Source organism: Aquamicrobium sp. YD-1-mutant5, from assembly GCF_059509755.1.
The window spans coordinates 25,702-51,373 of sequence record NZ_JCAKKP010000003.1; the positions used below are offsets into that span (position 1 = coordinate 25,702).

At 62.4% G+C, this 25,672-nt stretch carries 30 protein-coding genes; 9 read left to right on the plus strand and 21 right to left on the minus strand.

Features of this window, described 5'->3' with window-relative positions:
- Window positions 1-92 precede the first annotated feature (92 nt).
- A complete protein-coding gene (locus AC5XE7_RS04315) occupies window positions 93-1,001 on the minus strand; it encodes a peptidylprolyl isomerase (RefSeq protein ID WP_495364967.1) in 909 nt (302 codons plus the stop codon).
- On the opposite strand from AC5XE7_RS04315, the gene AC5XE7_RS04320 reads away from it, so the two are divergent.
- Together AC5XE7_RS04320 and secA are read left to right on the plus strand one after the other, a co-directional pair.
- Window positions 1,000-1,200, plus strand: coding sequence for a hypothetical protein (locus tag AC5XE7_RS04320; RefSeq protein ID WP_495364968.1), 201 nt, complete (start codon window positions 1,000-1,002; stop codon window positions 1,198-1,200). The genes AC5XE7_RS04315 and AC5XE7_RS04320 overlap by 2 nt on opposite strands.
- 56 nt (window positions 1,201-1,256) lie before the next feature.
- Window positions 1,257-3,983, plus strand: coding sequence for a preprotein translocase subunit SecA (gene secA / locus AC5XE7_RS04325; RefSeq protein WP_495364969.1), 2,727 nt, complete (start codon window positions 1,257-1,259; stop codon window positions 3,981-3,983).
- Between the two features lie 64 nt (window positions 3,984-4,047).
- Here secA and AC5XE7_RS04330 read toward each other — a convergent pair whose 3' ends face one another.
- The 8 genes from AC5XE7_RS04330 to AC5XE7_RS04365 form a co-directional block, all read right to left on the minus strand.
- A complete protein-coding gene (locus AC5XE7_RS04330; protein ID WP_495364970.1) occupies window positions 4,048-4,794 on the minus strand; it encodes an HNH endonuclease in 747 nt (248 codons plus the stop codon).
- A 12-nt stretch (window positions 4,795-4,806) separates the two neighbouring features.
- Entirely contained in the window at window positions 4,807-5,685 is an 879-nt protein-coding gene (locus AC5XE7_RS04335) for a 3-hydroxybutyryl-CoA dehydrogenase (protein ID WP_495364971.1), read from the minus strand.
- A gap of 102 nt (window positions 5,686-5,787) precedes the next feature.
- Window positions 5,788-6,717, minus strand: coding sequence for an electron transfer flavoprotein subunit alpha/FixB family protein (locus AC5XE7_RS04340; protein WP_495364972.1), 930 nt, complete (start codon window positions 6,715-6,717; stop codon window positions 5,788-5,790).
- 24 nt (window positions 6,718-6,741) lie between these two features.
- Complete coding sequence (locus AC5XE7_RS04345) at window positions 6,742-7,491, minus strand: electron transfer flavoprotein subunit beta/FixA family protein (RefSeq protein ID WP_280198346.1); 750 nt, start codon at window positions 7,489-7,491, stop codon at window positions 6,742-6,744.
- 225 nt (window positions 7,492-7,716) lie between these two features.
- Window positions 7,717-8,490, minus strand: coding sequence for a rhomboid family intramembrane serine protease (locus AC5XE7_RS04350; RefSeq protein WP_495364973.1), 774 nt, complete (start codon window positions 8,488-8,490; stop codon window positions 7,717-7,719).
- A 21-nt stretch (window positions 8,491-8,511) separates the two neighbouring features.
- Entirely contained in the window at window positions 8,512-9,093 is a 582-nt protein-coding gene (locus AC5XE7_RS04355; RefSeq protein ID WP_495364974.1) for a cob(I)yrinic acid a,c-diamide adenosyltransferase, read from the minus strand.
- Window positions 9,094-9,133: 40 nt separating this feature from the next.
- Window positions 9,134-9,325: a twin transmembrane helix small protein gene (locus AC5XE7_RS04360; RefSeq protein WP_239799586.1), complete on the minus strand. Its 192-nt coding sequence runs from the start codon at window positions 9,323-9,325 to the stop codon at window positions 9,134-9,136.
- A gap of 35 nt (window positions 9,326-9,360) precedes the next feature.
- Complete coding sequence (locus AC5XE7_RS04365) at window positions 9,361-10,200, minus strand: SDR family oxidoreductase (RefSeq protein ID WP_495364975.1); 840 nt, start codon at window positions 10,198-10,200, stop codon at window positions 9,361-9,363.
- A 74-nt stretch (window positions 10,201-10,274) separates the two neighbouring features.
- Here AC5XE7_RS04365 and AC5XE7_RS04370 point away from each other — a divergent pair, with 74 nt between their 5' ends.
- On the plus strand, window positions 10,275-11,129 hold the full coding sequence (locus AC5XE7_RS04370) for a YihY/virulence factor BrkB family protein (protein WP_183824186.1): 855 nt from the start codon (window positions 10,275-10,277) through the stop codon (window positions 11,127-11,129).
- On the opposite strand, the gene AC5XE7_RS04375 is transcribed toward AC5XE7_RS04370, so the two are convergent.
- Together AC5XE7_RS04375 and gluQRS are read right to left on the minus strand one after the other, a co-directional pair.
- On the minus strand, window positions 11,099-11,983 hold the full coding sequence (locus tag AC5XE7_RS04375) for a DMT family transporter (protein WP_495364976.1): 885 nt from the start codon (window positions 11,981-11,983) through the stop codon (window positions 11,099-11,101). The genes AC5XE7_RS04370 and AC5XE7_RS04375 overlap by 31 nt on opposite strands.
- 93 nt (window positions 11,984-12,076) lie before the next feature.
- Complete coding sequence (gene gluQRS, locus AC5XE7_RS04380) at window positions 12,077-12,952, minus strand: tRNA glutamyl-Q(34) synthetase GluQRS (RefSeq protein ID WP_495364977.1); 876 nt, start codon at window positions 12,950-12,952, stop codon at window positions 12,077-12,079.
- A gap of 93 nt (window positions 12,953-13,045) precedes the next feature.
- Here gluQRS and AC5XE7_RS04385 point away from each other — a divergent pair, with 93 nt between their 5' ends.
- Both AC5XE7_RS04385 and AC5XE7_RS04390 read left to right on the plus strand, forming a co-directional pair.
- Entirely contained in the window at window positions 13,046-13,687 is a 642-nt protein-coding gene (locus tag AC5XE7_RS04385) for a DNA-3-methyladenine glycosylase family protein (protein WP_495364978.1), read from the plus strand.
- A 137-nt stretch (window positions 13,688-13,824) separates the two neighbouring features.
- Window positions 13,825-14,382 carry an HNH endonuclease gene (locus tag AC5XE7_RS04390; RefSeq protein WP_183824196.1) on the plus strand — a complete coding sequence of 186 codons (558 nt, stop codon included), beginning with the start codon at window positions 13,825-13,827 and terminating at the stop codon, window positions 14,380-14,382.
- A gap of 22 nt (window positions 14,383-14,404) precedes the next feature.
- Here the strand turns inward: AC5XE7_RS04390 and AC5XE7_RS04395 are convergent, their stop codons facing one another.
- From AC5XE7_RS04395 to AC5XE7_RS04415, 5 genes are all read right to left on the minus strand, one after another.
- The gene (locus tag AC5XE7_RS04395) at window positions 14,405-14,701 is read right to left on the minus strand and encodes an HPr family phosphocarrier protein (RefSeq protein ID WP_239799591.1); all 297 of its coding nucleotides are present in this window, start codon (window positions 14,699-14,701) and stop codon (window positions 14,405-14,407) included.
- Window positions 14,698-15,099, minus strand: a complete 402-nt coding sequence (locus tag AC5XE7_RS04400) for a PTS sugar transporter subunit IIA (protein ID WP_183824202.1) — start codon at window positions 15,097-15,099, stop codon at window positions 14,698-14,700. Before AC5XE7_RS04400 ends, AC5XE7_RS04395 begins: the two co-directional genes overlap by 4 nt.
- Before the next feature lie 145 nt (window positions 15,100-15,244).
- Window positions 15,245-15,709, minus strand: coding sequence for an HPr kinase/phosphorylase (locus AC5XE7_RS04405; protein ID WP_495364979.1), 465 nt, complete (start codon window positions 15,707-15,709; stop codon window positions 15,245-15,247).
- 8 nt (window positions 15,710-15,717) lie between these two features.
- A complete protein-coding gene (locus AC5XE7_RS04410; protein WP_495364980.1) occupies window positions 15,718-17,508 on the minus strand; it encodes a sensor histidine kinase in 1,791 nt (596 codons plus the stop codon).
- Between the two features lie 130 nt (window positions 17,509-17,638).
- A complete protein-coding gene (locus tag AC5XE7_RS04415; protein WP_183831199.1) occupies window positions 17,639-18,340 on the minus strand; it encodes a response regulator transcription factor in 702 nt (233 codons plus the stop codon).
- Window positions 18,341-18,663: 323 nt separating this feature from the next.
- Here AC5XE7_RS04415 and AC5XE7_RS04420 point away from each other — a divergent pair, with 323 nt between their 5' ends.
- From AC5XE7_RS04420 to AC5XE7_RS04435, 4 genes are all read left to right on the plus strand, one after another.
- The gene (locus AC5XE7_RS04420) at window positions 18,664-20,274 is read left to right on the plus strand and encodes a phosphoenolpyruvate carboxykinase (RefSeq protein ID WP_495364981.1); all 1,611 of its coding nucleotides are present in this window, start codon (window positions 18,664-18,666) and stop codon (window positions 20,272-20,274) included.
- Between the two features lie 80 nt (window positions 20,275-20,354).
- The gene (gene arfB, locus AC5XE7_RS04425; RefSeq protein WP_495364982.1) at window positions 20,355-20,792 is read left to right on the plus strand and encodes an alternative ribosome rescue aminoacyl-tRNA hydrolase ArfB; all 438 of its coding nucleotides are present in this window, start codon (window positions 20,355-20,357) and stop codon (window positions 20,790-20,792) included.
- A gap of 71 nt (window positions 20,793-20,863) precedes the next feature.
- Window positions 20,864-21,322, plus strand: coding sequence for a peptidoglycan-binding protein LysM (gene lysM, locus AC5XE7_RS04430; RefSeq protein WP_183824214.1), 459 nt, complete (start codon window positions 20,864-20,866; stop codon window positions 21,320-21,322).
- A gap of 102 nt (window positions 21,323-21,424) precedes the next feature.
- Complete coding sequence (locus AC5XE7_RS04435) at window positions 21,425-22,036, plus strand: alpha-ketoglutarate-dependent dioxygenase AlkB family protein (protein ID WP_495364983.1); 612 nt, start codon at window positions 21,425-21,427, stop codon at window positions 22,034-22,036.
- Between the two features lie 112 nt (window positions 22,037-22,148).
- Here AC5XE7_RS04435 and coaA read toward each other — a convergent pair whose 3' ends face one another.
- The 5 genes from coaA to hisH are packed head-to-tail and all read right to left on the minus strand — an operon-like array spanning window position 22,149 to window position 25,672.
- Complete coding sequence (gene coaA, locus AC5XE7_RS04440; protein ID WP_495364984.1) at window positions 22,149-23,108, minus strand: type I pantothenate kinase; 960 nt, start codon at window positions 23,106-23,108, stop codon at window positions 22,149-22,151.
- A gap of 26 nt (window positions 23,109-23,134) precedes the next feature.
- On the minus strand, window positions 23,135-23,461 hold the full coding sequence (locus AC5XE7_RS04445) for a phosphoribosyl-ATP diphosphatase (protein WP_239799597.1): 327 nt from the start codon (window positions 23,459-23,461) through the stop codon (window positions 23,135-23,137).
- Between the two features lie 8 nt (window positions 23,462-23,469).
- A complete protein-coding gene (gene hisF, locus AC5XE7_RS04450; protein WP_495364986.1) occupies window positions 23,470-24,264 on the minus strand; it encodes an imidazole glycerol phosphate synthase subunit HisF in 795 nt (264 codons plus the stop codon).
- Window positions 24,261-25,025: a 1-(5-phosphoribosyl)-5-[(5-phosphoribosylamino)methylideneamino]imidazole-4-carboxamide isomerase gene (gene hisA / locus AC5XE7_RS04455; RefSeq protein WP_495364987.1), complete on the minus strand. Its 765-nt coding sequence runs from the start codon at window positions 25,023-25,025 to the stop codon at window positions 24,261-24,263. Before hisA ends, hisF begins: the two co-directional genes overlap by 4 nt.
- Window positions 25,022-25,672, minus strand: coding sequence for an imidazole glycerol phosphate synthase subunit HisH (hisH, locus tag AC5XE7_RS04460; protein ID WP_495364988.1), 651 nt, complete (start codon window positions 25,670-25,672; stop codon window positions 25,022-25,024). Before hisH ends, hisA begins: the two co-directional genes overlap by 4 nt.

Here is a 25,672-nt window from a genome sequence, read left to right on the forward strand (position 1 = left end):
CACGCAAGGCGTTTGAAGGTTCTGGACGGACCGTCATGAAAAAGGCCGGTCATCGGACCGGCCTTTCTGTTTCCCCATCCAGGGAAAGTGGCTTATTCGCCGTCGGCGCTTTCGACGGCCTTCTTCAGGTCAGCGTTGGGAATGTCGATCTTGGCCGCGGCGCGGGCGTCCTTGACCAGCGCGAAATACTTGTCGCGGATCAGCAGCGACTTGACCTGCTCCTTGACCATATCGAACGCCGGCGGCTCCTTGGCGCGCTTGTCCTCAACCTTGATGACGTGCCAGCCGAACTGCGTCTGCACCGGCTCCTTGCCATAGCTGCCCGGTGCGATTTCGAAGGCGGCCTTTTCGAATTCCGGCACCATCTGGCCGGGACCGAAATAGCCGAGATCGCCACCGCTGGTCTTGCCGCTCGGGTCGGTGGTGTGCTCGTTGGCGAGCTTCTCGAAATCGGCGCCGCCGTCCAGATCCTTGACGATCTTGTCGGCCTCTTCCTTGGTCTTCACCAGAATATGGCGGGCGTGGACCTCGTTGACGGGCGTGGTGGCTGAAATTTCCTTGTCATAGCGGGCACGGATTTCGTCATCCGTGATCTTGCCGACAACTTCCTTCTCGACCAGCTGGCCATGCAGAGCGCGGGCCTGGAGGAAGGCGGCGCGGCGCTGGAAATCCTCATCCTTGTCGAGGCCTTCAGCAATTGCCTTGTTGGACAGCACCCTCACCTCGATCGCGGCCGAGAGGGCTGCGGCCCGGCGCTGGGCCTCAGGCAACTGCGCGAACTGCTGGGCAAGCTCGCTCTGCGCGAGTTCCAGATCGGCTTCGGTGATCGTCTGCCCATCGACGGTGGCAACGACGGCCTTCGGATCGACCGGGGTTGCAGCTTCTGCCGCAGCTGCGGCCGGAGCCTGCTCCTGGGCCGCGAGCGGCGCCAGAGCCAGAGCGGAAAGGCCAACGGCCATGCCAAGGCTGGCCAGCGACACGCGACGGTACGAAAATGACATGAAAGAAACTCCGGTGGAGATTGCAACTGTTTCAAAGCACTTCCAGTTAGCGAAAATGTGGCGGAATTCCGCGCATTCATGCGAAAAAGATCGTGCCGTTGACATCGGTGGTGGCGACTCTTATCTGTCCCACGACTTTGCGTCCATAACCGTTTTCCAAGCGATTTATGGTATTCCCTATGCGCAATGGCGGATATGACGGAGCAAACCGGCATCTGCCGCGATATTCAGGATTGCAATTGAAAGGGCCATTTCATGGTCAGTCTTGGCGGACTCGCCCGTAAGATCTTCGGTTCCTCAAACGATCGGCGCATCAAGGCGACCCGAGCCCGGGTTGCGGAAATAAACGCGCTGGAAGAGCAGCTGAAGGCTCTTTCCGACGAACAGCTGAGAGCGCGCACCGACGAATTCCGCAAACAGCTTGCCGATGGCAAGACCCTCGACGACCTTCTGATTCCCGCCTTCGCCACCGTGCGCGAAGCAGCGCGGCGCGTGCTCGGCATGCGCCCCTTCGACGTTCAGATGATCGGCGGCATGGTGCTGCATAATGGCGGCATCGCCGAGATGCGCACCGGCGAAGGCAAGACTCTGGTCGCCACCTTGCCGACCTATCTCAATGCCCTCACCGGCAAGGGCGTCCATGTCGTTACCGTCAACGACTACCTCGCCTCGCGCGACGCGAACTGGATGGGCAAGCTCCATCGGTTCCTCGGCCTCACGGTGGGCATCATCGTCCACGGGCTCTCCGACGAAGAGCGCCGCGATGCCTATGCCTGCGACATCACCTACGCCACCAACAACGAGCTTGGCTTCGACTATCTGCGCGACAACATGAAGTACGAGCGCGCGCAGATGGTTCAGCGCGGCCACAACTACGCCATCGTCGACGAGGTGGACTCCATCCTCATCGACGAGGCCCGCACGCCGCTGATCATCTCCGGTCCGCTTGAGGACCGTTCCGAGATGTACAATACCGTTGATGCCTTCATCATCCAGCTCAAGCCGGAAGACTACGAGGTCGACGAAAAACAGAAGACCGCCATCTTCACCGAGGATGGCACCGAGAAGCTCGAAGGCATGCTGCGCGCCGCCGGCCTGCTGAAGGGCGACGGGCTATACGACGTCGAGAACGTCGCCATGGTTCACCACGTCAATAACGCGCTGAAGGCGCACCGCCTGTTCCAGCGGGACAAGGACTATATCGTCCGCGACAACGAAATTGTCATCATCGACGAATTCACCGGGCGCATGATGCCCGGCCGCCGCTATTCGGAAGGCCTGCATCAGGCACTGGAGGCCAAGGAACACGTCCAGATCCAGCCGGAAAACCAGACACTGGCCTCGGTGACCTTCCAGAACTACTTCCGCATGTATGAGAAGCTGTCGGGCATGACCGGCACGGCGCTGACCGAGGCCGAGGAGTTCGGCAACATTTACGGCCTGGAAGTGACCGAAATCCCGACCAACCTCCCCGTCCAGCGCATCGATGAGGATGATGAGGTCTACCGGACGGTCGAAGAGAAATACAAGGCGATCGTCAAGGAAATCAAGGAGGCGCGCGCCAAGGGCCAGCCGATCCTCGTCGGCACCACCTCCATCGAAAAGTCCGAATATCTGGCTGAGAGGCTGAAGAAGGACGGGCTGACCGACTTCGAGGTCCTCAATGCCCGACATCACGAGCGCGAAGCGTCGATCGTCGCGCAGGCCGGAAAGCCGGGCGCAGTCACCATCGCTACCAACATGGCCGGCCGCGGCACCGATATCCAGCTGGGCGGCAATGCCGACATGCGCATCGAGGAAGAGCTGGGCGACATGCCGGCCGGCCCCGAGCGCGAGGCGCGCGAGAAGGCGATCCGCGAGGACATTGCCAAGCTGAAGGAGCAGGCTCTGGCCGCCGGCGGGCTCTACGTTCTCGCCACCGAGCGCCACGAATCGCGGCGCATCGACAACCAGCTGCGCGGCCGCTCCGGCCGTCAGGGCGACCCCGGCCGCTCCAAATTCTATCTCTCGCTTCAGGACGACCTGATGCGCATCTTCGGCTCCGAGCGCATGGACAGCATGCTCCAGAAGCTCGGCCTGAAGGAAGACGAGGCCATCATCCATCCGTGGATCAACAAGGCTCTGGAAAAGGCCCAGACCAAGGTTGAGGCCCGCAACTTCGACATCCGCAAGAACCTGCTGAAATATGACGACGTCGCCAACGACCAGCGCAAGGTGGTGTTCGAACAGCGCATCGAGCTGATGGACGGCGAAGGCCTTGGCGAGACGATCGCGGAGATGCGGACCGGCGTCATCGAGGAAATCGTCAACAAGGCAATCCCCGAGAACGCCTATCCCGAACAGTGGGATCTGGCAGGGCTGCGCGCCGAGGTCGCCCAGTACCTCAATCTCGACCTGCCCGTCGAGGAATGGGCGAAGGAAGAAGGCATCGCCGAGGAGGATATTCGCCAGCGCATTACCGAGGCCGCCGAGGCCGCCGCGAAGGACCGCGCCGAACGCTTCGGCCCGGATGTGATGAACTATGTCGAACGCTCGATCATGCTGCAGACGCTCGATCATCTGTGGCGCGAGCACATCGTCAACCTCGACCATCTGCGTTCGGTGATCGGCTTCCGCGGCTACGCCCAGCGCGACCCGCTGCAGGAATACAAGGCCGAGGCCTTTGAGCTGTTCCAGGCCATGCTGGGCAATCTGCGTCAGGCTGTTACCGCGCAGCTCATGCGCGTCGAGCTGGTGCGCCAGGCAGCGGACGCTCCTCCCCCCCAGGCGCCGGAAGCGCATGGCCAGCACATCGACGCCACCACCGGCGAGGACGATTTTAGTGATTCGGCCGTGCTGCTGCGCGCTGATACCAGTGCCGTCATGGCCCCCGAGGACCGCGATCCGGCCGATCCGGCGACATGGGGCAAGGTCAGCCGCAACGAGCCCTGCCCCTGCGGCTCCGGCAAGAAGTACAAGCACTGCCACGGCACCTTCGCCTGATCGGCGCCGGCCTGCGCGACAATCCATATGAAAACGCCGACCGGTGATTTCCGGTCGGCGTTTTTCATTTCAGAATGGAACTCGAACTTTTGCATCGTTGATGATCAGCCGATCTAACCGATGCTGATACCAACACCGCAGTTCGACATTCTATTGCCTCGAAAAATATTGTTTCCAGGCAAAGTAGTCTGCTCACGCCCCAAGCGGACTTGGCTTTGACCCAACCACAGCCTCCCCTCAATGGTTGCTTCGGAACCTCTAAAACCATCTTCAAACCAACGTCGCGGGGACCAAATCGCACGACTGCAAGATTGTGCTTATATTCAAAGTCCCAAAAATCGTTCACTCGGAACGCAATGTTATTATCTCGTATTGCTAACAGCAAACCGCCATGGCGATCCAGAAGATTAAGCGACACTTTTGCTTCGCCGTCAGCCAGCTTACAGCTAATGATTGGCAGCCCTTGGAACTGGAGGATAATGGGCGTGTTCTCGTACCAATTCCCACCAACCTTGAATACAAGGTTGGACTTATTGTATTCGAGTGCCCCCTGAACCACTCCTTTTTTGATATTGTAAGGCTTGTCTTTAAGATCATAGGCATATTGCCTGCTTTTCTTAGCAACCGCAGGATGGCAGTTGCCGCAAAGTGCAACCATGTCATCAGGTCTGAAATGCTCTTCCTCAGAAAAAGGCACAATATGATGATATTCTATGTAAGGATGTCCGCACCGGACACAGCCAAAGCCCGCCTCCTGTCGTAACCTCCGTTCAACTTCTGCGGGGGTATTTGGTCGGCTATATCCAGACATAGGGCCCTTAACCTAGCGCGTCGGCACCGGATGCTCGCCCCGGTAATCGTAGAAGCCGCGGCCTGCCTTGCGGCCCAGCCAGCCGGCCTCGACATATTTCACCAGCAGCGGGCACGGGCGGTACTTGGAATCCGAGAGCCCGTCATGCAGCACCTGCATGATCGACAGGCAGGTATCGAGGCCGATGAAGTCGGCGAGCTGGAGCGGGCCCATCGGATGGTTGGCGCCAAGCCGCATCGCCGTATCGATCGCCTCGACCGAGCCCACGCCTTCGTAAAGCGTGTAGATCGCCTCATTGATCATCGGCAGGAGGATGCGGTTGACGATGAAAGCCGGGAAATCTTCCGAGACGGTGATCGTCTTGTCGAGAGCATTCACATAGGCCTTCGCCGTCTCGAAGGTCTGGTCGTCGGTGGCGATGCCGCGCACCAGCTCGACCAGCTTCATCACCGGCACCGGGTTCATGAAGTGGATGCCGATAAAACGCTCCGGACGATCTGTCTGCGCCGCAAGGCGCGTGATGGAGATGGAGGAGGTGTTGGTCGCAAGGATGGCCGCCGGATTGAGCTGCGGACAAAGCTCGGCGTAAATCCTGCGCTTGACCGTCTCGTCTTCCGTCGCCGCCTCGATGACGAGATCGGCGGCGGCCAGATCGGACATGGACTGGGCGCCGGAAATACGCGAAAGCGCTTCCTTGCGGACCTGCTCGTCGAGCTTGCCGGAAGACACCTGCCGCGCGAGGTTGCCACTGATGGTGGCGAGACCCTTTTCAATGCGGTCGGAGGAAATGTCGTAGACGAGCACGTCATAGCCGGCGAGAGCCGAAACATGCGCGATGCCTCCGCCCATCTGCCCCGCTCCGACGATGCCGACCGTTCCGATCCTGCTCATTCCTGACCCCGTCTGATTGATATTTGTGCACTGCAAACTAAAAGGACGGGGCGACTGCGTCCACCCCGTCCCTGACAGTTTAATACGTATTGCGCTTGGCGGTCAAAGCGCCTTTTGGAGCTCCGGGATGATGGTGAAGAGGTCACCGACGATGCCGTAGTCGGCGACCTGGAAGATGGGGGCTTCCTCGTCCTTGTTGATGGCGACGATGACCTTGCTATCCTTCATGCCGGCCAGATGCTGGATGGCGCCGGAGATGCCGGCGGCGATGTAGAGCTCGGGCGCGACCACCTTGCCGGTCTGGCCCACCTGCCAGTCGTTGGGCGCATAGCCGGCATCGACGGCGGCGCGCGAAGCGCCGACGGCAGCACCCAGCTTGTCGGCCAGCGGCAGGATCACTTCCTGGAACTTCTCGGCCGAACCCAGCGCGCGGCCACCCGAGATGATGATCTTCGCGGATGTCAGCTCCGGACGGTCGCTCTCCGACAGCTTGTTCTCCACGAAGGACGACACGCCCGGATCGGAGGCGGCCGAAACGCTCTCGACCGCGGCCGAACCACCCTCGGGGGCGGCCTGGAAGGAAGCCGTGCGCACGGTCACGACCTTCTTCGCATCGCCCGACTGCACCGTCTGGATGGCGTTGCCGGCATAGATCGGGCGCTTGAACGTGTCGGCCGACACGACCTCGATGATCTCGGAGATCTGCGCCACATCGAGCAGCGCCGCAACGCGCGGGGCGACGTTCTTGCCCGACGAGGTCGCCGGCGCGACGATGGCGTCGTAATTGCCGGCCAGCGAAACGATCAGTGCCGCATACGGCTCGGCCAGACGCTCGGCCAGCTCGTCGGCCTCGGCCAGCAGCACCTTGCGCACGCCCTTCAGCTTTGCAGCGGCATCGGCGGCAGCCTTCGCGCCCTTGCCGGCGACCAGCACATCCACGTCGGAGCCGATCTGGAGAGCGGCGGAGAGCGCCTTGGCCGTCTGGTCCGACAGCGAGGCGTTGTCATGTTCGGCGATCAGAAGAATTGCCATTGTCTTTGTCCCTTTCCGCTTCGCTTAGAGCACGCCGGCTTCGTTCTTGAGCTTGTCGACAAGCTCGGCCACCGAGCCAACCTTCACGCCCGCCTTGCGGCCGCCCGGCTCTTCGGTCTTCACAACCTTCAGGCGCGGCGCCACATCAGCGCCGAAATCGGCCGGGCTCTTCTCGTCCAGCGGCTTCTTCTTGGCCTTCATGATGTTGGGCAGCGAGGCATAGCGCGGCTCGTTGAGGCGCAGGTCCGTGGTCACGATCGCCGGCAGCTTCAACTCCACCGTCTGCAGACCGCCGTCGACCTCGCGGGTAACCCTGGCCTTGTCGCCGTCGAGCTCGACCTTCGAGGCAAAGGTGCCCTGTGCCCAGCCCAGAAGCGCTGCCAGCATCTGGCCGGTCTGGTTGCTGTCGTCGTCGATCGCCTGCTTGCCCATGACCACCAGGCCCGGCTGTTCGGCCTCGACCACACCCTTGAGCACCTTGGCGACGCCCAGCGGCTCGACCGCCTCGTCCGACTTCACCAGAATGGCGCGGTCGGCGCCCATGGCCAGCGCCGTGCGCAGCGTCTCCTGCGCCTGCTGCGGGCCGACCGAGACCACGACGATCTCCGTAACCTTGCCCGCTTCCTTCAGGCGGATCGCTTCCTCGACCGCGATCTCGTCGAACGGGTTCATCGCCATCTTCACATTGGCAAGCTCAACACCGCTGCCGTCCGCCTTCACGCGAACCTTCACATTCGCATCAACAACCCGCTTGACGGGGACGAGAACTTTCATGTTGCACTCACCTCTCGAGATTTCCTTGGGTGCGCCATAACAGCGCTTTTCCAGTCAAAATTGTTCAAAGCCGACATTTCCGTTCGCTATAGGCCCGTTCGCCATAGACTGGTATGCGGCACCCTGTAGTGGCGGGAGGGCTTCCTCAGGCGGGCGGAACCGTAGTTGCGGCCCTTTGGCCCGTCAATATGTGCAGTGCAAACAAAATCGTTTGAATTGTCTGCTTTACTGCCTGCCCCAACGCGCAGCCGGCTTATCTTCGCTCACGGCCACCGGAGCCAACGTTACGTCATCCTCAGCGGCAGCATCAGCCACTTCTGCCGGCGCGAACAAAGGCACGTCCCGGCGTTTGAACAGAAGCAGCAGCACCGCACCGCCCAGAATGCCGCCGACATGGCAGGCCCATGAAATCTGGTCTTCCCCCGCCCACAGGAACATCACGAATTGCAGGCCGATCCAGGCCGCCAGCGCCCACCCGGCAGGCACCCGCAACGGAATGCGGGCGAAAGCAAGGATCCACACCTTGTTGCGCGGATAAAGCATCAGATAGGCGGTGACGACGCCGGCCACCGCGCCGGATGCACCGATCAGCGGCGCCTGCGATTCCGGCGCCACCAGCCCGTGCATCAAGGCGCCGGCCGCAGCACTCAGCAGATAGAAGGCGAGGAAGCGCAGATGCCCCATGGCATCTTCGACATTGTCGCCGAACACCCACAGAAACAGCATGTTGCCGCCAAGGTGCAGGACATCCAGATGTAGGAAGGAATAGGTGAGGTAGCTCCAGCGCTCCGGCACCACGATGAACTGCGGCGCCAGCTCGGCATAGTGGTAGACGACCGACGGTATGAAGCCCAGCCCAAGCATCGCGGCGTTGGAGAAATCCTCGCCGCCCAGCGTCGTAACGCAATAGACGACGATGTTGAGCGCGATCAGCCCGATCGTGACATAGGCAAACCGTATGTGGTGCAGACGGTTGGTGTCATAAAGCGGGATGAACATGCGGCTCCTGTGGATACGGGCTCAGCGGTTCTTGCCCGGAACCCATAGCACATCGGCATTTCCGTTGTCATTGACGGCCCGTGCCGCAACGAAAAGCAGATCCGACACGCGGTTGATGTAGCGGATGCCTTCGGCATTGACGTGCTCGCCCTCCTGCTGGGCCAGCGCCACCATCTCGCGCTCGGCGCGCCGGGCCACCGTGCGCGCCAGATGCAGCGCGGCCGCCGCCGGCGTTCCGCCGTTCAGCACGAAGGAGCGCAGCGGCTGGAGATCCTTGTTCAGCAGATCGATGTCCTGCTCGACGCGCTCGACCTGCGAAGCAATGATGCGCAGCGGCTCGTAGTCCAGCTTCCGGCCGGTGTCCGGCGTCGAAAGGTCTGCGCCGAGGTCGAACAGATCATTCTGGATGCGCCCCAGCATGGCGTCGATGAGAGGATGTGCGGATGCCGTGTGGACACGGGCCATGCCGATGCAGGCATTGGCCTCGTCCACGGCGCCGTAGGCTTCCACGCGCTGGTCGCATTTCAGCCGCCGCTCGCCGGTCCCGAGCCCGGTGGTGCCGGCGTCGCCGGTGCGGGTGTAGATCTTGTTGAGCCTGACCATGACGACCTCCGGGGCAAACTCTGGGACAACCTCAGTCCGGCTACCTGCCGGCGATGTAGACGGCGAGAAGCAGGAAGACCAGCGCCACGAACTGCAGAATGATGCGCGCCTGCATCAGCTTGTTGGACGTGTTGCCCGACCCGCCGCGCATCATGTTCATGAGGCCGCGGATGAGCACGACGACCACGGCGAACATGAAGACGACGGCGATGATGTTGAAAGCGGTTGCCATATGCAGATGTCCGTTGCTGTATCGGGCTTTCGGGTTCAGGCGGCCCGCGAAAGTATGCGGTAGAACAGGTTCGCCGGCAGCAGCCGCTTGATGAGCGCGCCGACCCTGGCGGGCATCGTTACCACATAGTGCGCGCGCGGGCGTTGCGACACAAGCGCATGGCGCAACGCCCGGTAGACGACGGCGGGCTCCGAGCGCACCTTGTCCGTGGTGCTGCGCACCTGCTCCATCTGCGCGCGATAATCGTCGCGATAGGAAGAAGTACCGTAGTCGACATGCTTGAGGAACCAGACCATGCCGTTCCTGTGAATGTTGGAACGTACCGGGCCGGGCTCGATCAGCGAGACATGGATGCCCGAGCCTTCCAGTTCGAAACGCAGCGTCAGCATCAGCCCTTCCACTGCATGCTTGGAGGCGCAATAGGCGCCGCGCAGCCGCGCCGGCATCAGGCCGAGTATCGAGGAGCAGTGAACCAGCCGGCCATGCCCCTGTGCGCGCATCGCCGGCAGCACGCGCCGCGTCAGGTCATGCCAGCCGAACACATTGGCCTCGAACTGTTCGCGCAGGGCCTCCACCGGCAGGTCTTCCACCGCCCCGGCCTGTGCGTGGGCGCCATTGTTGTAGAGCGCATCGAGACGCCCGCCGGTCAGCTCCATCACGTCCCGGACGAGCGCTTCGATGGAGGCTGGTTCGCGATAGTCGAGATAGAAGGCTTCGAAACCCCCGGCTTCCAGCGCTTCGATGTCCTGCTTTTTGCGCGCCGTGGCGAAAACCCGCCAGCCATCGGCCTTCAGAGCGCGGGCGCAGTAAGCGCCGATGCCTGAAGATGCTCCGGTGACGATGATGGTGGGCAACTGTGCGTCAGGACCGGCCATTCTTCCCCGGGGCTTGTCTTTCAGGGGCAACCTTTCCCATATTCGCGGCCTTGATTCAATCACGGGACCGGCCATTGTTACGCAGGATTGTAGCCGTCAAACGCGTTCTCTATGACGCGCTCGGGCATTTCAACGACGACGACGGATGGTCCATGGCCAGTCATCTGGCCATTTCGGCGCTGATGGCGCTGTTCCCGTTCCTGATCTTCGCGACCACGCTGGCCTCGTTCCTCGGCGCGGAGGCCTTCGCCGATACCGCCGTGCATCTGGTGTTCGACACATGGCCGGAACAGATCGCCAAGCCCATCGCCAACGAAGTCCTCAACGTGCTGACCGTCCAGCGCACGGACCTTTTGACCTACGGCGTTCTGCTGGCCGCCTTCTTCGCCTCGAACGGCATCGAGGCCCTGCGCACCTCGCTGAACCGCGCCTACCGGGTGACGGAAGATCGCGGCATCATCTACCGGCGCATTCAAAGCCTCATTTTCGTGCTGATCGGCTCCGCCGTGTTCTTCGCCATCAGCGTGCTTCTGGTGTTCGCGCCGTTGCTGGCGCGGCTGGCGGAGGCGCATTTCGAATGGATCAGCCCCTATATGGGCACCATCACCTTCTGGCGCTACACCATCGCCGCCACCGTCATCATCGGCGCTCTGCTGGCGGTGCATATGTGGCTGCCGACCGGGCGGCGCAGCTTCCTGTCCATCCTGCCCGGCATCGGCTTCACCCTCGTGGCATGGGTTGTCGGCTCGATGATCTTCGGCGCCTATATCGACAATTTCTCGTCCTATGCCTCGACCTATGCGGGGCTTGCCTCGATCATGATCGCGGTGGTCTTCCTCTACATCGTGTCGGCGATCTTCATCCTCGGCGGTGAGCTCAACGCCGCCATCAGCCGCTATCAGGAAGCGCGCGCCCGCGTCGGCGCCTGAGCACGCGCCGTGGCCAGCCCAACGCCCAGCGTGGTGATGGCCATGCCGACGATCTGGACTGGCGTAAGCGTTTCCCCGAACAGCGCCCAGGCCATCAGGGCGGTTACCGCCGGAACGAGATAGAACAGGGACCCGACCTTCGACATTTCGCCATCCCTGATCAGGATCATAAGCAGGAAGATCGCGCCCACCGACAGGACCAGAACCAGCCACGTCATGGCAAACACAAGCTCGCCATTGAACACCACCGTGCGCGTCTCGAACAGGAAAGCAATGGGCACGGCAACGGCCGCGCCGCCCACATATTGCCAGAAGGTTCCCGTCACCAGATCGCCGCCGGAGCCGTGGCGCTTCTGCCAGATGGTTCCGGCGCTGATCGCCAGAACCGCACAGATCGATGCGCCAAGCGTGGCCGGGGTGATGCCGCTGCCAGCCACCCCGAATTTCGGCCACAGCACGAGGATGACGCCGGCAAGGCCGATGCCAAGCCCCAGCCAGTGGCGCGGCTGGATCTTCTCGCCGAGCAACTGCCCCGCCATCACCGCCGTGACCAGCGGCTGGAGGCCGGCCACCAGCGCCGACAGGCCGGCCGGCATGCCGTGGCGCACCGCCCAGAATGTGCCCCCGAGATAGACGCCGTGCATCAGCACCCCTGCGCCCATGGCGTGACAGGCGGTGCGTGCCGGCAGCCTGCGCGCATGCAGGACAATTGCGAGGAAGGCGAAGATGACGGCCGCGATGACGAAACGCGCACCAAGGAAGGTGAACGGCTCCGCCCACGGCATGGCGTAGCGCGCGCCGATGAAGCCTGTCGCCCACAGAACCACGAACAGCGATGGGATGAAGCGCTTCATCGTAAACCTTTCGGCCGGTCAGAACGGCATTCTTGTTCACCGCTTAGCGGTCTCATCCCTGTCAGGCAAAGCAAAACCTGTAGGCCATCGGGCTTACAGGCCGACAAGCCGCCGAATTTCCTGCGGCGTGGCGCCGGCGGTCCGCAGGGCGGTAAGTCCGGTCGATTTCATGCTTTTCGACAGCTTGCGCCCGTCCTCGCCCAGAATCAGCCGGTGATGGCGATAAAGCGGCGCAGGCAGGCCCAGAAGCTCCTGCAAAAGACGCTGGACGGCGGTTGCATGATAAAGATCGCGACCCCGCACCACATGGGTTACGCCCTGCAGCGCATCGTCGGTCACTACAGACAAATGATAGCTGGTCGGGATTTCACGACGCGCGAGAATGACGTCACCCCATGCGGCGGCATCGGCTTCCACGGTTGCGACCTCGGCGAGGCCGTCGTCCTGATACTCCCGCCATGACAGCTTCCGCCCGATCCGGGCGAGCGCCGCCGCCATATCCAGCCGCCAGGCGAAGGCCCGGCCCTCATCGATGCGCCGCTGCCGTTCCTGCGAGCCAAGCGTCTTGTCGAGCCCCGGATAGAGCGGCGCGCCATCCGGGTCACGGGGCCAGCCCGTGCCATCCCCTTCACGCGCTTCCGCAAAGGCCCTGATTTCCCCCCGGCTCATGAAAGCCGGGTAGACCAGCTCCTGCCGGACGAGTTCGGCGAGCACCTCCCGATACGTGCCGAAATGGGCGGACTGGCGACGCACCGGCTCCTCCCAGGCAATGCCGAGCCAGCGCAGATTCTCATAGATGCCGGCCTCGAACTGTGGCGTGCAGCGCGTGGTGTCGATGTCCTCGATGCGCAGGAGCAGCCTGCCGCCAGCCATCTTCGCCAGATCGTCGTTGAGCATGGCGGAAAGCGCATGGCCAAGGTGCGGTTCGCCGTTGGGGCTGGGTGCGAAGCGAAAGATCGGTGCTGTCATGCTGCTGCGGCAAATCGGGTTGTGCGGCGCTCTCGCCGATTGCTACTCTCGCCGGGCAATCGACACAAGCAAACCCTGAACACAAGCATTCCCATGCAGCGCATCGAAACAATGGTACATATCACGCAGGGTCTCGATGCGCTCGTCGCGCTCGATCCGCGTCTCGCCATAGTACGCGAACGCGCCGGCGACGTGCCGCTGCGCCTTTCCGAGCCCGGCTTTCACAGCCTCGCCTCGATCCTGATCTCGCAGCAGGTGTCGCGGGCCAGTGCGGATGCCATATTCGGCCGCCTCACCGCCATGCTCGATCCGCTGACGCCGCAGGCCGTGCTGGAGGCCGACGAAGCCATCTTCCGCACCGCCGGCCTTTCGCGCCCCAAGCAACGCTCCATTCTTGCTGCTGCGACGGCGGTGGCGGAGGGCCTCGATCTCGACGGGCTCTGCCGGCTCGATGCCGACGAGGCGCACCGCCGCCTTACCGCCATTTCCGGCATCGGCACATGGACGGCGGATTGCTATCTGCTGTTTGCTGCCGGCCATCCCGACATCTTTCCCGCACGCGATGTCGCGCTGCAGACCGCAGTGGGCCATGCCCTGACCATAGACCCGCGCCCGGGTGAAAAGCCGCTCCTGCGGCTGGCCGAATCATGGCGCCCGTGGCGGGGCGTGGCGGCGCGCCTTTTCTGGGCCTATTACCGCGAACTTAAGGGGCGCGAGGCCGCACCTCCCGCCTGAGGCCTCGAAAAACCGCGCAAAACATGCCTTTTGCAGGCATCGCGACCTGCACAATCCGCTTCACATGACTGTCATGGGAGGCGTAGAATATCCGCGACATCCAGAGCATGATCAACGCAGCAAAGGAGGTTGGACAGGTGACGGTCGCCGTATCTCCGGATGGGCTTCCCGCGCTGGTGCTGAACGCGGATTATCGCCCGCTCAGCTACTATCCCCTGTCGCTGTGGTCATGGCAGGACGCCATCAAGGCCGTGTTCCTCGAACGCGTCAACATCGTCGCCGAATATGAGCATGCGATCTCCTCGCCGAGCTTCTCCATGAAGCTGCCGAGCGTGGTGAGCCTGAAGACCTATGTGAAGCCCTCCCGCTACCCGGCCTTCACCCGCTTCAACGTGTTCCTGCGCGACCGCTTCCGCTGCCAGTATTGCAACACGACCGAGGATCTGACCTTCGACCACGTCATCCCACGTCGTTGTGGCGGCACGACGACGTGGGAGAACATAGTCGCCGCCTGTTCCCCCTGTAATCTGCGAAAAGGGGGCATGCTGCCGTCTCAGGCCAGAATGTGGCCTCAGCAGAAGCCCTACCAGCCCACGGTGCAGGACCTGCACAACAACGGCCGGCTCTTCCCGCCCAACCATCTGCACGAAAGCTGGATGGATTTTCTCTACTGGGATGTCGAACTGGAACCGTGAGGCGCTTGTCTGGCCCCGGCGGTCAGCATTCCTCGCCGAAGCGGTTGGAAATCAGTTCCTCAAGCGCATCCAGCGCCGCTCCGGCATCAGCGCCGCGGGCAATCACGCGCACCGAGCAGCCGGGGCTGGCAGCCAGCATCATCAGCCCCATGATCGAGGTGCCGCCGACGCGGGTGCCGTCCTTCTCGACGAAAATCTCCGCCTCGAAACCGGAGACCATCTGCACGAACTTGGCCGAAGCACGCGCATGAAGGCCGCGCTGATTGACGATCTTCACGTCGCGCGCCAACTCTTCCATGTTATCGGCTTCAATGCTCATTTGCTGGCCAGCAGCTGGCTTGCGACATTGATGTACTTGCGGCCCGCCGCCTGCGCCTCTTCAAGGGCTGCCTGCATGTCGTCATTCTTGCGCACGCTCGAAAGCTTGATCAGCATCGGCAGGTTCATGCCGGCGATCACTTCGGCCCGGCCGGCCTCCATGACCGAGATCGCAAGGTTCGAGGGCGTGCCGCCGAACATGTCGGTGAGAACTATGACGCCGGTTCCGGTGTCCACCTCGGCCACCGCCTCGACAATGTCGCGGCGGCGCTGCTCCATGTCGTCATCGGCACCGATGGACACCGTTGCAACCTGTTCCTGAGGTCCGACCACATGTTCCAGCGCATAGCGGAACTCTTCGGCCAGTCGACCGTGCGTCACGAGCACGAGTCCGATCATCGTTGGATGGCTCCCGTCATGGCCCCTTCACAAGCGCTTTTTATACTCGCCACCCCGGCGACTTGGGAGCGCTATCTTGTCGAGACGTGGCGCGTTGACAAGCCCTAAAGTGCACCTCGGGTGGCCATATTGCCGCATTGCAGCATCATTCTGCCCTGAAAGGCGGCAATTTCAGCCAGGCGGCCAGCATCTGAAGCGCACAGACGACATTCCGGGCCGGCAGATCAATGCGCGGTACCACGCATCCGGCGACGGTTTCATGCGCCTCCTCCTGAAGGCGCGGAAGTTTCGTATCGGGCACCAGCCGCACCATCAGGTCGATCACGGCGCCATCTTCGCTGGCCGCCAGCCTTTGCGGCCCGATGCCGCAGACTTCAGCCAGACCCGAAATCGTGTCGGGAGCATGGCAAACCAGCCGTTCGCCATGGCCGCTTGCAAAAACCTGATCGTCCGCCACCAGCCGGCAGAAGCGCCCGCCGGTGCCAAGCCTGTCGATCAGGGCGAGCGCCAGCGTGCTCTTGCCCGACCCTGACGGGCCGGTGATCAGGACGCCCTTTTCGGCGACCAAAACAGCCGTGCCATGGACATTGGTCGCCGGCCAGGCCCGCACGACGGCGCTCACAACTCGGCCGGCAGCACGATGGTGAACCGTGCCCCCAGCACCTCGCCCGGCTTGTCGGCCGGAATGTTACCGGCCGTCAGCGTGCCGCCATGCGCCTCCACGATCTGGCGGCTGATCGACAAGCCGAGGCCCGAATTCTGACCGAATGCCTCACTCGACGGGCGATCGGTATAAAACCGCTCGAAGATGCGCTCGACCGCATCGGGGCGGATGCCCGGGCCGTTATCATCGATGGTGATGACGTTAGAGTTTCCCTTACGCGCCAGCGAGATCGAAACAACGCCGTGTTCTTCCGGCACGAAGGAACGCGCATTTTCGATCAGATTGGTGATCACCTGCCCCAGCCGCAATTCGTGGCCGCTTACCCGGTAGCCCTTGGAGCCTGCGGGGGAACCTGCGGGCAGATCGGCGACATGAAGCCTGATATCGACCGGCTTCTTGTGACCCGACGCCTCGCGCGAGACCGCGACCAGATCGGTGATGAATTTCTTCAGGTCGACGCTGTCCGCATCCTCGCGCGCCAGTTCAGCATCGAGACGCGAGGCATCGGAAATATCGGTGATCAGCCGGTCCAGCCGGCGCACATCGTGCTGGATCACCTCCAGCAGCCGCTCACGCGATGCTTCGGATTTGGCGAGCGGAAGGGTCTCGACCGCGCTGCGCAGCGAAGTGAGCGGGTTCTTCAGTTCGTGGCTGACATCGGCCGCGAAGCTTTCGATGGCGTCGATGCGGGCATAGAGCGCATTGGTCATGTCGCGCACGGCCACCGAGAGATTGCCGATCTCGTCCTGCCGGTCGGAGAAATCCGGGATCTCCTCGCGGCTCTTGACCCCGCGCCGCACGCGCACCGCAGCGGCAGCCAGCCGGCGCAGTGGATTGGCGATGGTGGAAGCCAGCAGCAGCGACATCAGCGCCGTGACCAGCGCAGCAATGCCGAACACGCGCAGGATCGCCTTGCGCTCAGCGGCGACGATCTTGTCGATGTCGCCCTCGGTGGAAAGCATCAGCACGCCCAGCACCGCCCGGAAGCGCTGGATCGGCACGGCGACAGAAACCACCTGCTCGCCCTTTTCCGAAATGCGTACGATCGTCGAAGGGCTGCCGGTCAGCGCTTTCATCACTTCCGGATAGGCTGCGCCATTGCCGCCCGGCTGCTCGTGATAGACGGGCAGGTCCCGGTTCCTGAACAGGTCGAAGACGAAACGCTCCGCCCGCTCAAGAAAGTTCGGCTTGTCCTCTTCCAGAGGCGGCAGGTCGTAGCGCAGGATCTGGCCGCGCGAGTAGAGCCGGCGCGAATCCAGCAACAGGATGGCGTCCCGGTCGTAGACCCGCGCGCGCGTGTTGGTGGGCGAGATCAGCCGGCGCAGCAGGGGCGCGACGCGCTCCGGGTTGATCGGAAAATCGAGATTGTCGAGCTGGTCCGATCCCGGCGCAAGGCTTTCACCGGCCTGCAGTTCCAGCAGCTTTTCCGGGTCGATGCTGATCGAATCCGTTTCGATCGTGGCCGAAGAGGCGATGGCGCTGGCGATGATCTCGCCCTGCGTCATCAGGCTTTCCACGCGCGCGTCGATCAGGCCGTCGCGGAACGTGTTCAGATAGAGAATGCCGGTGACCATGACGGCAAGGCCGGCAAGGTTGACGAACAGGATGCGCCGCGTGAGGCTGGAAAAGACATGGTGGCCGAGAAAACGGCGCACGGGCACGGTCAGCCGCGACAGCACCGAAAGACGGCGCACGGGGCGTCTCGATACACCCCCCTGCTTCCTGAGCTGTGCTTCGCTGACCATGGCCCCCGCAGCCTCATGCGTGCCGCGCCTATAGCAATTCCAGCAAAAATGCGCAGCGGTTTTGCGTTCGGAATTGCCTCAAAACAAAAGGTCAGAGCGTTTCTGCGATTCCGGGAAAAGCAGAAATGCTCTAGGCTTCCTTGAAACGATAGCCCACGCCGTAAAGCGTCTCGATCATCTCGAAGTCGTCGTCCACCATCTTGAACTTCTTGCGCAGGCGCTTGATGTGGCTGTCGATGGTGCGGTCATCCACATAGACCTGCTCATCATAGGCCGAATCCATCAGCGCGTCGCGGCTCTTCACCACGCCGGGCCTTTGCGCAAGCGAATGCAAAATGAGGAATTCCGTCACCGTCAGCGTGACCGGCACCCCCTTCCAGGTGCAGGTGTGGCGCTCCTGATCCATCACCAGCTGGCCGCGCTCCAGCGAACGGGTCTGCTGGTTCGGGGTCTTGGCGGCGGTTTCGCGCGCGCCTGCACGGCGCAGCACCGCCTTCACGCGCTCGACAAGCAGGCGCTGAGAGAACGGTTTGCGGATGAAATCGTCAGCGCCCATCTTGAGGCCGAACAGCTCGTCGATCTCGTCATCCTTGGAGGTGAGGAAGATCACCGGCAGATCGGTCTTCTGCCGCAGCCGGCGCAGAAGCTCCATGCCGTCCATGCGCGGCATCTTGATGTCGAGGATAGCGAGGTTCGGCGGCCGGGCGGCCAGCCCTTCCAGCGCCGAAGCACCATCGGTATAGGTCTCCACCCTGTAGCCCTCGGATTCCAGCGCTATGGAAACCGAAGTCAGAATGTTGCGGTCGTCGTCGACAAGCGCGATCGTTGCCATTTCGAGCGGCTCCCTCATGGGCGAGTATCCCTTCTAAAAGCAGAAGGGCTTGTGCAGGACAAATTAGGTACAAAATGTGGCACGTCCATTCAACCGCGCCAAGGCCGCCAGGCACATTTGCAGCCGACAAAAAACGAACCGCCAAGCCTTGTGTCCCACTGGCAGACGAGTTTTTACACACATATAAACGATTTAAACAACTTTCAAAATTTTTAAATCGATTAATGATTTGAAATTACTGACTTTTTCTGTTTGTGAGCAGAAAAGGCTCCGGAAACGCCAGCCTTTCCCTCATCGCATCCGCGTATATTGAAAGGACTTCCATGTCGGAAATCGGCAAACGCAATCCTGCACTCGGGCTCGATACACTCGGTCTCAGCACGACGGGACAGTTGTATTTCAATCTCGGCCCGGCAGAGCTCTGCGAGGAGGCTGTCCGCCGCGGCGAGGCAACGCTGACCGCCCATGGCGCGCTTGTCGCCGACACGGGGCAGTTTACGGGACGTTCGCCCAGGGACAAGTTTGTCGTTCTCGACGGGAACACCGAAGCCCATGTCTGGTGGGACAACAACAATGCGATGACGCCGGCGCAGTTCGATGCGCTCTATGCCGATTTCCTGAAGCATGCGTCGGGCAAGGACCTGTTCGTGCAGGACCTGATCGGCGGCGCCGATCGCTCGCTGAGCCTGCCGACGCGCGTGATCACCGAATTCGCATGGCATTCCATGTTCATCCGCAACCTGCTGATCCGCCTCACCGATGAGGAGATCGCCGGTTTCGTTCCGGAAATGACCATCATCGACCTGCCCTCCTTCCGCGCTGACAACAGCAGGCATGGCGGCCGCAGCGAGACGCTCATCGCCGTCGACCTGACCCGCAAGATCGTTCTGATCGGCGGCACGAAATATGCCGGCGAGATGAAGAAGTCGGTGTTCACCGCGCTGAACTACATCCTGCCCGCCAAGGGCGTCATGCCCATGCACTGCTCGGCCAACGAAGGCCCGGACGGCGACGCCGCCGTGTTCTTCGGCCTCTCCGGCACCGGCAAGACCACGCTTTCGGCCGATCCGAAGCGTACGCTGATCGGCGACGACGAGCATGGCTGGGGCCCGGATGGCATCTTCAACTTCGAGGGCGGCTGCTATGCCAAGACCATCCGTCTTTCGGCAGAAGCCGAGCCGGAAATCTTCGCCACCACGCGCCGTTTCGGCACGGTGCTGGAAAATGTCGTGCTCGATGAGAAGCGTGTTCCCGACTTCGACGACAGCTCGCGCACTGAGAACACGCGCTGCGCCTATCCGCTCGACTTCATCCCCAACGCCAGCGCCACCGGCCGCGCCAGCCACCCGAAGAACATCATCATGCTGACCGCCGATGCCTTCGGCGTGATGCCGCCGATCGCGAAGCTGACACCGGCGCAGGCCATGTATCACTTCCTGTCAGGTTACACCGCCAAGGTAGCCGGCACCGAGCGTGGCGTGACCGAGCCCGAAGCGACCTTCTCCACCTGCTTCGGCGCGCCCTTCATGCCCCGCCATCCTTCGGAATACGGCAATCTGCTGCGCGAACTGATCGCCGGGCACAATGTCGATTGCTGGCTCGTCAACACCGGCTGGACCGGCGGTGCCTACGGCGTCGGCAGCCGCATGCCGATCAGGGCAACGCGCGCCCTTCTGACGGCCGCCCTCGACGGTTCGCTCAAGCAGGCCGAATTCCGCACCGACCCGAATTTCGGCTTCGAGGTGCCTGTTTCGGTACCGGGTGTCGATCAGTCGATCCTCGACCCGCGCTCGACCTGGGCCGACAAGCAAGGCTACGACCGTCAGGCCGCGAAGCTGGTCGGCATGTTCATCGACAATTTCGGCAAGTTCGAAACCCATGTCGATGCAACCGTCAGGAGCGCGGCCCCGAAGGTGCAGGAAGCCGCCGAATAAGGCACACACACCGCAACTGCAAAAGGCCCGGTTTCGATCGGGCCTTTTCTTTTTGGCCCTCAGGCCGCATGAGTGCTCACATGGCATTCGAAGACAACATCGTCATTGGCAGGGAAGCCGTCATCTATCCCGACGAGCTGGAAGAGGCGTTCATCCGCGCTTCCGGTCCCGGCGGGCAGAACGTCAACAAAGTGGCCACCGCCGTTCAGCTTCGCTTCCACGCTGCCAATGCCCGCGGCCTTTCCGAACGGGTGCGCGAGCGCACCCTGAAGCTCGCCGGGCAGCGCGCCACCAAGGACGGCGTCATCGTCATCGAGGCCGCACGTTTCCGCACGCAGGAGCAGAACCGCGCCGACGCCCGCCAGCGGCTGGCGGCGCTTGTCGCCAGAGCAGCCGAGCCGCCGCCCCCGCCGCGCAAGAAGACGAAGCCGACCAAGGGATCGGTGGAACGCCGGCTGAAAGCCAAGGCAGGCCGCTCGGTGGTGAAAAAAATGCGGGGCAGGGTCGACAGCGATTGAAAATTCCCGCGCGTCTTCCATTTTTCTCAATTAGCTGCGAAGACAATGATGGTTAATAAAAGGAGAACCCGATGGGTATTTTCGACTTCGTGAAGAATGTCGGCGCCAAGCTTGGCTTCGGTGACGACGAGACACCTGATGCGGATGCGCTGAAGAAGGAGCTGGACTCCCACAAGCTCGGCACTGACGACGTCAAGATCGAGGTCAATGGCGACACCGCCGTGCTCAAGGGTCAGGTCGCCGACCAGTCGGCACTCGAGAAGGCGATCATCGCGGTCGGCAACACGCTGGGTGTCTCCAAGGTTCAGGCCGACGAGCTGACGGTTACAACACCGGACGCCACGGTCAAGGAAGCCGTCTTCTACACGGTCAAGAAGGGCGACAACCTCTCCAAGATCGCCGAAGCCCATTACGGCAAGGGCAAGGCTTCGAAATACACCGTCATCTTCGAAGCCAACAAGCCGATGCTGACGCACCCGGACAAGATCTATCCCGGCCAGGTGCTGCGCATTCCCGATCTCGAAGGCTGAGACTGGAAAATATCCTGAAGAAACGGCGGCTTTCGGGTCGCCGTTCTGCTTTTCAGTGGTTCATAACTGAAGGCCCTATAACTGAAAACTACGAACAGACCGATGCCCACCCTGCCAGACGGCGTACGTCATTTTCCGCTCTACCTTTCGCCTGAGCAGCAAGCCTCGCTTATCGATGAGATCAGGCAGGTGGTGCAGAACGCCCCGCTCTTTGTCCCGGCCATGCCACGCACCGGCAAGGAAATGAGCGTGCGCATGACCAATTGCGGCGAGCTCGGCTGGGTCACGGACAAGGAGCGTGGCTATCGCTACCAGCCCACGCACCCGCTGACCGGTGCGCCATGGCCGCCGATTCCTGAAATGCTGCTCGATATCTGGCGCGACGTAGCGGGCCACGACAAGCCGCCGCAGGCCTGTCTGGTTAATTTCTACGATGAGAAGGCCCGCATGGGTCTGCATCAGGATCGTGACGAATCCGACTTTTCCGCTCCGGTAGTCTCCATCTCGCTGGGCGACGACTGCCGCTTCCGCGTCGGCACCGCAGAGCGCGGCGGATCGACCGCCTCGCTCAGGCTGGCGAGCGGCGATGTGCTGGTTCTGAGCGGGCAAAGCCGCCTCGCCTTTCATGGCGTCGACCGCATCTACCCGCAAAGTTCCACGCTTCTGAAAAACGGCGGCCGCATCAACCTAACGCTGCGCCGCGTCACCGCCTGAGCGGCCGGCTGGAGCACCGGGCGCTCTGACGAGCGTATCCCCACTGCTCCAGCTTGATTCCCTTGGCCGCATTTGTGCAACGTCAGACGATTCGGTCTGACTGCAAAATGCTCTACAGCTTGCGCAGCGCCACTTCCTCGATCAGGTGATCGGCGCCCTTGCGCAGGATGAGATCGGCGCGGGGGCGGGTCGGCAGGATGTTCTCGCGCAGGTTCCGCAGGTTGATGTTCATCCACAACCCCTCGGCAATAGCCTGTGCGGCCCCTTCCGAAAGCTGCGAATAACGATGGAAGAAGGAATCCGGATTGCGGAAGGCGGTGTCACGCAGCCGCATGAAGCGGGCGATGTACCAGTCGTGGATCAGCTTCTCGTCGGCATCGATATAGATGGAGAAGTCGAAGAAATCGGACAGGAACGGCACGAACTTGCCATCCGGCGGCAGATGGCGCGTCTGCAGCACGTTCAGCCCTTCGAAGATCAGGATGTCCGGCCGGTCGATGGTGGTGAAAGCACCCGGCACGACATCGTAGGTCAGGTGCGAATAAAGCGGCGCCTGCACGTCCTTCTCGCCGGACTTGATGGCCGAAAGAAAGCGCAGCAGCGCGCCGACGTCATAGCTCTCGGGAAAGCCCTTGCGCTCCATCAGGTTTTCGCGCCGCAGAACCTCGTTGGGTAGCAGAAAACCGTCCGTCGTCACCAGATCGACCTTCGGGCTGGAGGGCCAGCGCGACAACAATTCCATCAGCACGCGCGCCGTCGTCGATTTTCCGACCGCAACCGAACCGGCAAGGCCGATGATGAAGGGCGTCTTGGAGACCCCCTTGCCATTGAAGAAAACACGGCGCTGACTGGCGAGAAGCTGGCTCGCCTCGACATGCGCCGAAAGCAGCCGCGACATCGACAGATAGATGCGCCGGACCTCGTCGAGATCGACCGGATCGTTCAGCGACCGCAGGCGTTTGATTTCCTCGCCCGTCAGGGTCAGCGGCGTGTCGGCCCTGAATTTGGCCCACTCTTCCGCCGAAAAAAACATATAGGGAGAATACTGTGCGGTCGGCGCAAGCTGATCCATCGCGACTCCAGCCCTCGCTCCGGGGTTTAACCCGGCTGGTTGCGGGATGCCTTTTCGGCGACGCCCGATTGCCCGGTCCGTCGCTCGAGTTCGGCAAGCACCTCGTCGAAGGGAACATCCGCGATCCCCAGCACGACGAGCAGATGATAGATGAGATCGGCGCTTTCCGAAACGATGCCGTCGCGATCTTTCGTAACCGCTGCGATCACCGTTTCCACCGCTTCCTCGCCCAGCTTCTGGGCCGCCTTGTCCATGCCTTTGGCAAACAGCCGTGCGGTCCAGGAATCAGCATCGCCGGAGCGCGCCCGCTCGCGGATCGTTGCTTCCAGGTCGGAGAGCGTGAAACTGGCCATGGCGCCGTTTAAATCCGAACCGGACCGGAGTCGAGTCGAACGTCGATGCCGGCGGCAGCCATATGGGCCTTTGCCTCGGCTATCGAATAGGTGCCGAAGTGGAAGATCGATGCCGCCAGCACCGCCGTCGCATGACCATCGCGGATGCCCGCCACCATGTGGTCGAGCGTACCGACGCCACCGGAGGCGATCACCGGCGAGCGCACCGCGTCGGCCACGGCGCGCGTCAGGGCGATGTCGTAGCCGGCCTTGGTGCCGTCGCGATCCATGGATGTGAGCAGGATTTCGCCGGCACCGAGATCCACCACTTTCCGGGCAAATTCGATTGCGTCGATGCCGGTGTTTCCGCGTCCGCCATGGGTGAAGATTTCCCAGCGATCCGCCTCGCCCTCGCCGCTCACCTTCTTGGCATCGATGGCGACGACAATGCACTGGTTGCCGAACTTGTCGGCGGCTTCGGCCACGAATTCAGGATTCTTCACCGCAGCCGTGTTGATCGACACCTTGTCGGCGCCGGCCAGCAGAAGCTTGCGGATATCGGCCACCTGCCGCACGCCACCGCCGACCGTCAACGGCATGAAGCAATGCTCGGCCGTGCGCGCCACCACATCGAAAATGGTCTCGCGGTTGTCGGAGGAAGCGGTGATGTCGAGAAAGCAGAGTTCGTCCGCGCCCGCCGTATCATAGGCGCGTGCTGCCTCCACCGGATCACCCGCATCGACCAGATCGACGAAATTGACGCCCTTGACGACACGGCCGTCCTTGACGTCGAGACAGGGAATGACACGGGCCTTGAGGGTCATGAGCGGTCCTCGAACATGGCAGCCTGCGGCTTTGCCTCGCCGCGCAGAACGGCCAGCGCCTCGACGGGGTCGATGCGCCCGTCATAGAGCGCACGCCCGGAAATCGCGCCTTCGAGCTTCGCGGCGTCCGGCATGGTCATGCGCACGATGTCGGCGATCGAGGCGAGCCCGCCCGAGGCGATCACCGGAATGGAAACGGCCTCGGCCAGATCGATGGTCGAATTCCAGTTGATGCCGGCCAGCACGCCATCACGGTCGATGTCGGTATAGATGATGGCCGCGACGCCTGCGCCCTCGAATTGTTTCGCCAGCTCGATGACACCGAGTTCCGAGGCTTCCGCCCAGCCCTCGACCGCGACCTTGCCACCGCGCGCATCGATGCCGACCGCGACCTTGCCGGGGAACGCCCTGCAGGCCTTTTTCACCAGTTCAGGCTCACGCACCGCCACCGTGCCGAGGATGACGCGGGCCAGCCCCTTGTCCAGCCAGCTTTCGATATGCGCCAGGGTGCGGATGCCGCCACCGAGCTGCACCGGGTTCTTCGTCGCCTTCAGGATCGCCTCGACGGCGGCACCATTGACGCTCTGGCCCTCGAAGGCGCCGTTAAGGTCCACGACATGCAGCCACTCAAAACCCTGTTCCTCGAAGGCGCGCGCCTGAGCGGCAGGATCGTCGTTGTAGACGGTGGCCTGCTCCATGTCGCCGAGCTTCAGGCGCACGCACTGGCCGTCCTTGAGGTCGATGGCGGGAAAAAGGATCATGGCGTCCACCTCAGGAAATTGGCGATGAGAGCAAGGCCCAGCGCCTGGCTCTTTTCGGGGTGAAACTGGGTTCCGACGAGATTGTCGCGCGCCACGGCGGCCGTCACCGGGCCGCCATAGTCGGCCACGGCGATAACCTGTTCCGGCTTCTGCGCATCGAGATGATAGGAATGGACGAAATAGGCATGCAGCCCTTTCGGCCCGGTCGGGATGCCGGCGAATACCGGATGATCGCGCGTCACCTCAAGCGTGTTCCACCCGATCTGGGGAATTTTCAGCGACGGATCGGAGGGCATGATCTCCGTCACGTCGCCGGCGATCCAGCCAAAACCCTGCGTCACCGTCTTTTCCAGCCCGCGCGCGGACATGAGCTGCATGCCGACGCAGATGCCGAGGAAGGGGCGGCCCTTATCAATGGCCACTTCCTCCACCGCTTCCCACATGCCGTCCACGGCGCGCAGGCCAGCGGCGCAATCGGCGTAGGCACCGACACCCGGCAGCACGATGCGGTCGGCGACGCGCACGCGGTCCGCATCCGCCGTGAGTTCTATGTCGGCCGCAATGCCCGCCTCGCGCGCCGCCCGTTCGAAGGCCTTGGTCGCCGAGCGCAGATTGCCCGACCCGTAATCGATGATGGCAACGCGCAT

Coding starts and splice junctions, on each gene's coding strand:
- AC5XE7_RS04320 (WP_495364968.1), top strand. CDS start 1,000: ATGAAAGAAACTCCGGTGGAGATTGCAACTGTTTCAAAGCACTTCCAG.
- AC5XE7_RS04315 (WP_495364967.1), bottom strand. CDS start 1,001: ATGTCATTTTCGTACCGTCGCGTGTCGCTGGCCAGCCTTGGCATGGCC.
- secA (WP_495364969.1), top strand. CDS start 1,257: ATGGTCAGTCTTGGCGGACTCGCCCGTAAGATCTTCGGTTCCTCAAAC.
- AC5XE7_RS04330 (WP_495364970.1), bottom strand. CDS start 4,794: ATGTCTGGATATAGCCGACCAAATACCCCCGCAGAAGTTGAACGGAGG.
- AC5XE7_RS04335 (WP_495364971.1), bottom strand. CDS start 5,685: ATGAGCAGGATCGGAACGGTCGGCATCGTCGGAGCGGGGCAGATGGGC.
- AC5XE7_RS04340 (WP_495364972.1), bottom strand. CDS start 6,717: ATGGCAATTCTTCTGATCGCCGAACATGACAACGCCTCGCTGTCGGAC.
- AC5XE7_RS04345 (WP_280198346.1), bottom strand. CDS start 7,491: ATGAAAGTTCTCGTCCCCGTCAAGCGGGTTGTTGATGCGAATGTGAAG.
- AC5XE7_RS04350 (WP_495364973.1), bottom strand. CDS start 8,490: ATGTTCATCCCGCTTTATGACACCAACCGTCTGCACCACATACGGTTT.
- AC5XE7_RS04355 (WP_495364974.1), bottom strand. CDS start 9,093: ATGGTCAGGCTCAACAAGATCTACACCCGCACCGGCGACGCCGGCACC.
- AC5XE7_RS04360 (WP_239799586.1), bottom strand. CDS start 9,325: ATGGCAACCGCTTTCAACATCATCGCCGTCGTCTTCATGTTCGCCGTG.
- AC5XE7_RS04365 (WP_495364975.1), bottom strand. CDS start 10,200: ATGGCCGGTCCTGACGCACAGTTGCCCACCATCATCGTCACCGGAGCA.
- AC5XE7_RS04375 (WP_495364976.1), bottom strand. CDS start 11,983: ATGAAGCGCTTCATCCCATCGCTGTTCGTGGTTCTGTGGGCGACAGGC.
- gluQRS (WP_495364977.1), bottom strand. CDS start 12,952: ATGACAGCACCGATCTTTCGCTTCGCACCCAGCCCCAACGGCGAACCG.
- AC5XE7_RS04385 (WP_495364978.1), top strand. CDS start 13,046: ATGCAGCGCATCGAAACAATGGTACATATCACGCAGGGTCTCGATGCG.
- AC5XE7_RS04395 (WP_239799591.1), bottom strand. CDS start 14,701: ATGAGCATTGAAGCCGATAACATGGAAGAGTTGGCGCGCGACGTGAAG.
- AC5XE7_RS04400 (WP_183824202.1), bottom strand. CDS start 15,099: ATGATCGGACTCGTGCTCGTGACGCACGGTCGACTGGCCGAAGAGTTC.
- AC5XE7_RS04410 (WP_495364980.1), bottom strand. CDS start 17,508: ATGGTCAGCGAAGCACAGCTCAGGAAGCAGGGGGGTGTATCGAGACGC.
- AC5XE7_RS04415 (WP_183831199.1), bottom strand. CDS start 18,340: ATGGCAACGATCGCGCTTGTCGACGACGACCGCAACATTCTGACTTCG.
- AC5XE7_RS04420 (WP_495364981.1), top strand. CDS start 18,664: ATGTCGGAAATCGGCAAACGCAATCCTGCACTCGGGCTCGATACACTC.
- arfB (WP_495364982.1), top strand. CDS start 20,355: ATGGCATTCGAAGACAACATCGTCATTGGCAGGGAAGCCGTCATCTAT.
- lysM (WP_183824214.1), top strand. CDS start 20,864: ATGGGTATTTTCGACTTCGTGAAGAATGTCGGCGCCAAGCTTGGCTTC.
- AC5XE7_RS04435 (WP_495364983.1), top strand. CDS start 21,425: ATGCCCACCCTGCCAGACGGCGTACGTCATTTTCCGCTCTACCTTTCG.
- coaA (WP_495364984.1), bottom strand. CDS start 23,108: ATGGATCAGCTTGCGCCGACCGCACAGTATTCTCCCTATATGTTTTTT.
- AC5XE7_RS04445 (WP_239799597.1), bottom strand. CDS start 23,461: ATGGCCAGTTTCACGCTCTCCGACCTGGAAGCAACGATCCGCGAGCGG.
- hisF (WP_495364986.1), bottom strand. CDS start 24,264: ATGACCCTCAAGGCCCGTGTCATTCCCTGTCTCGACGTCAAGGACGGC.
- hisA (WP_495364987.1), bottom strand. CDS start 25,025: ATGATCCTTTTTCCCGCCATCGACCTCAAGGACGGCCAGTGCGTGCGC.
- hisH (WP_495364988.1), bottom strand. CDS start 25,672: ATGCGCGTTGCCATCATCGATTACGGGTCGGGCAATCTGCGCTCGGCG.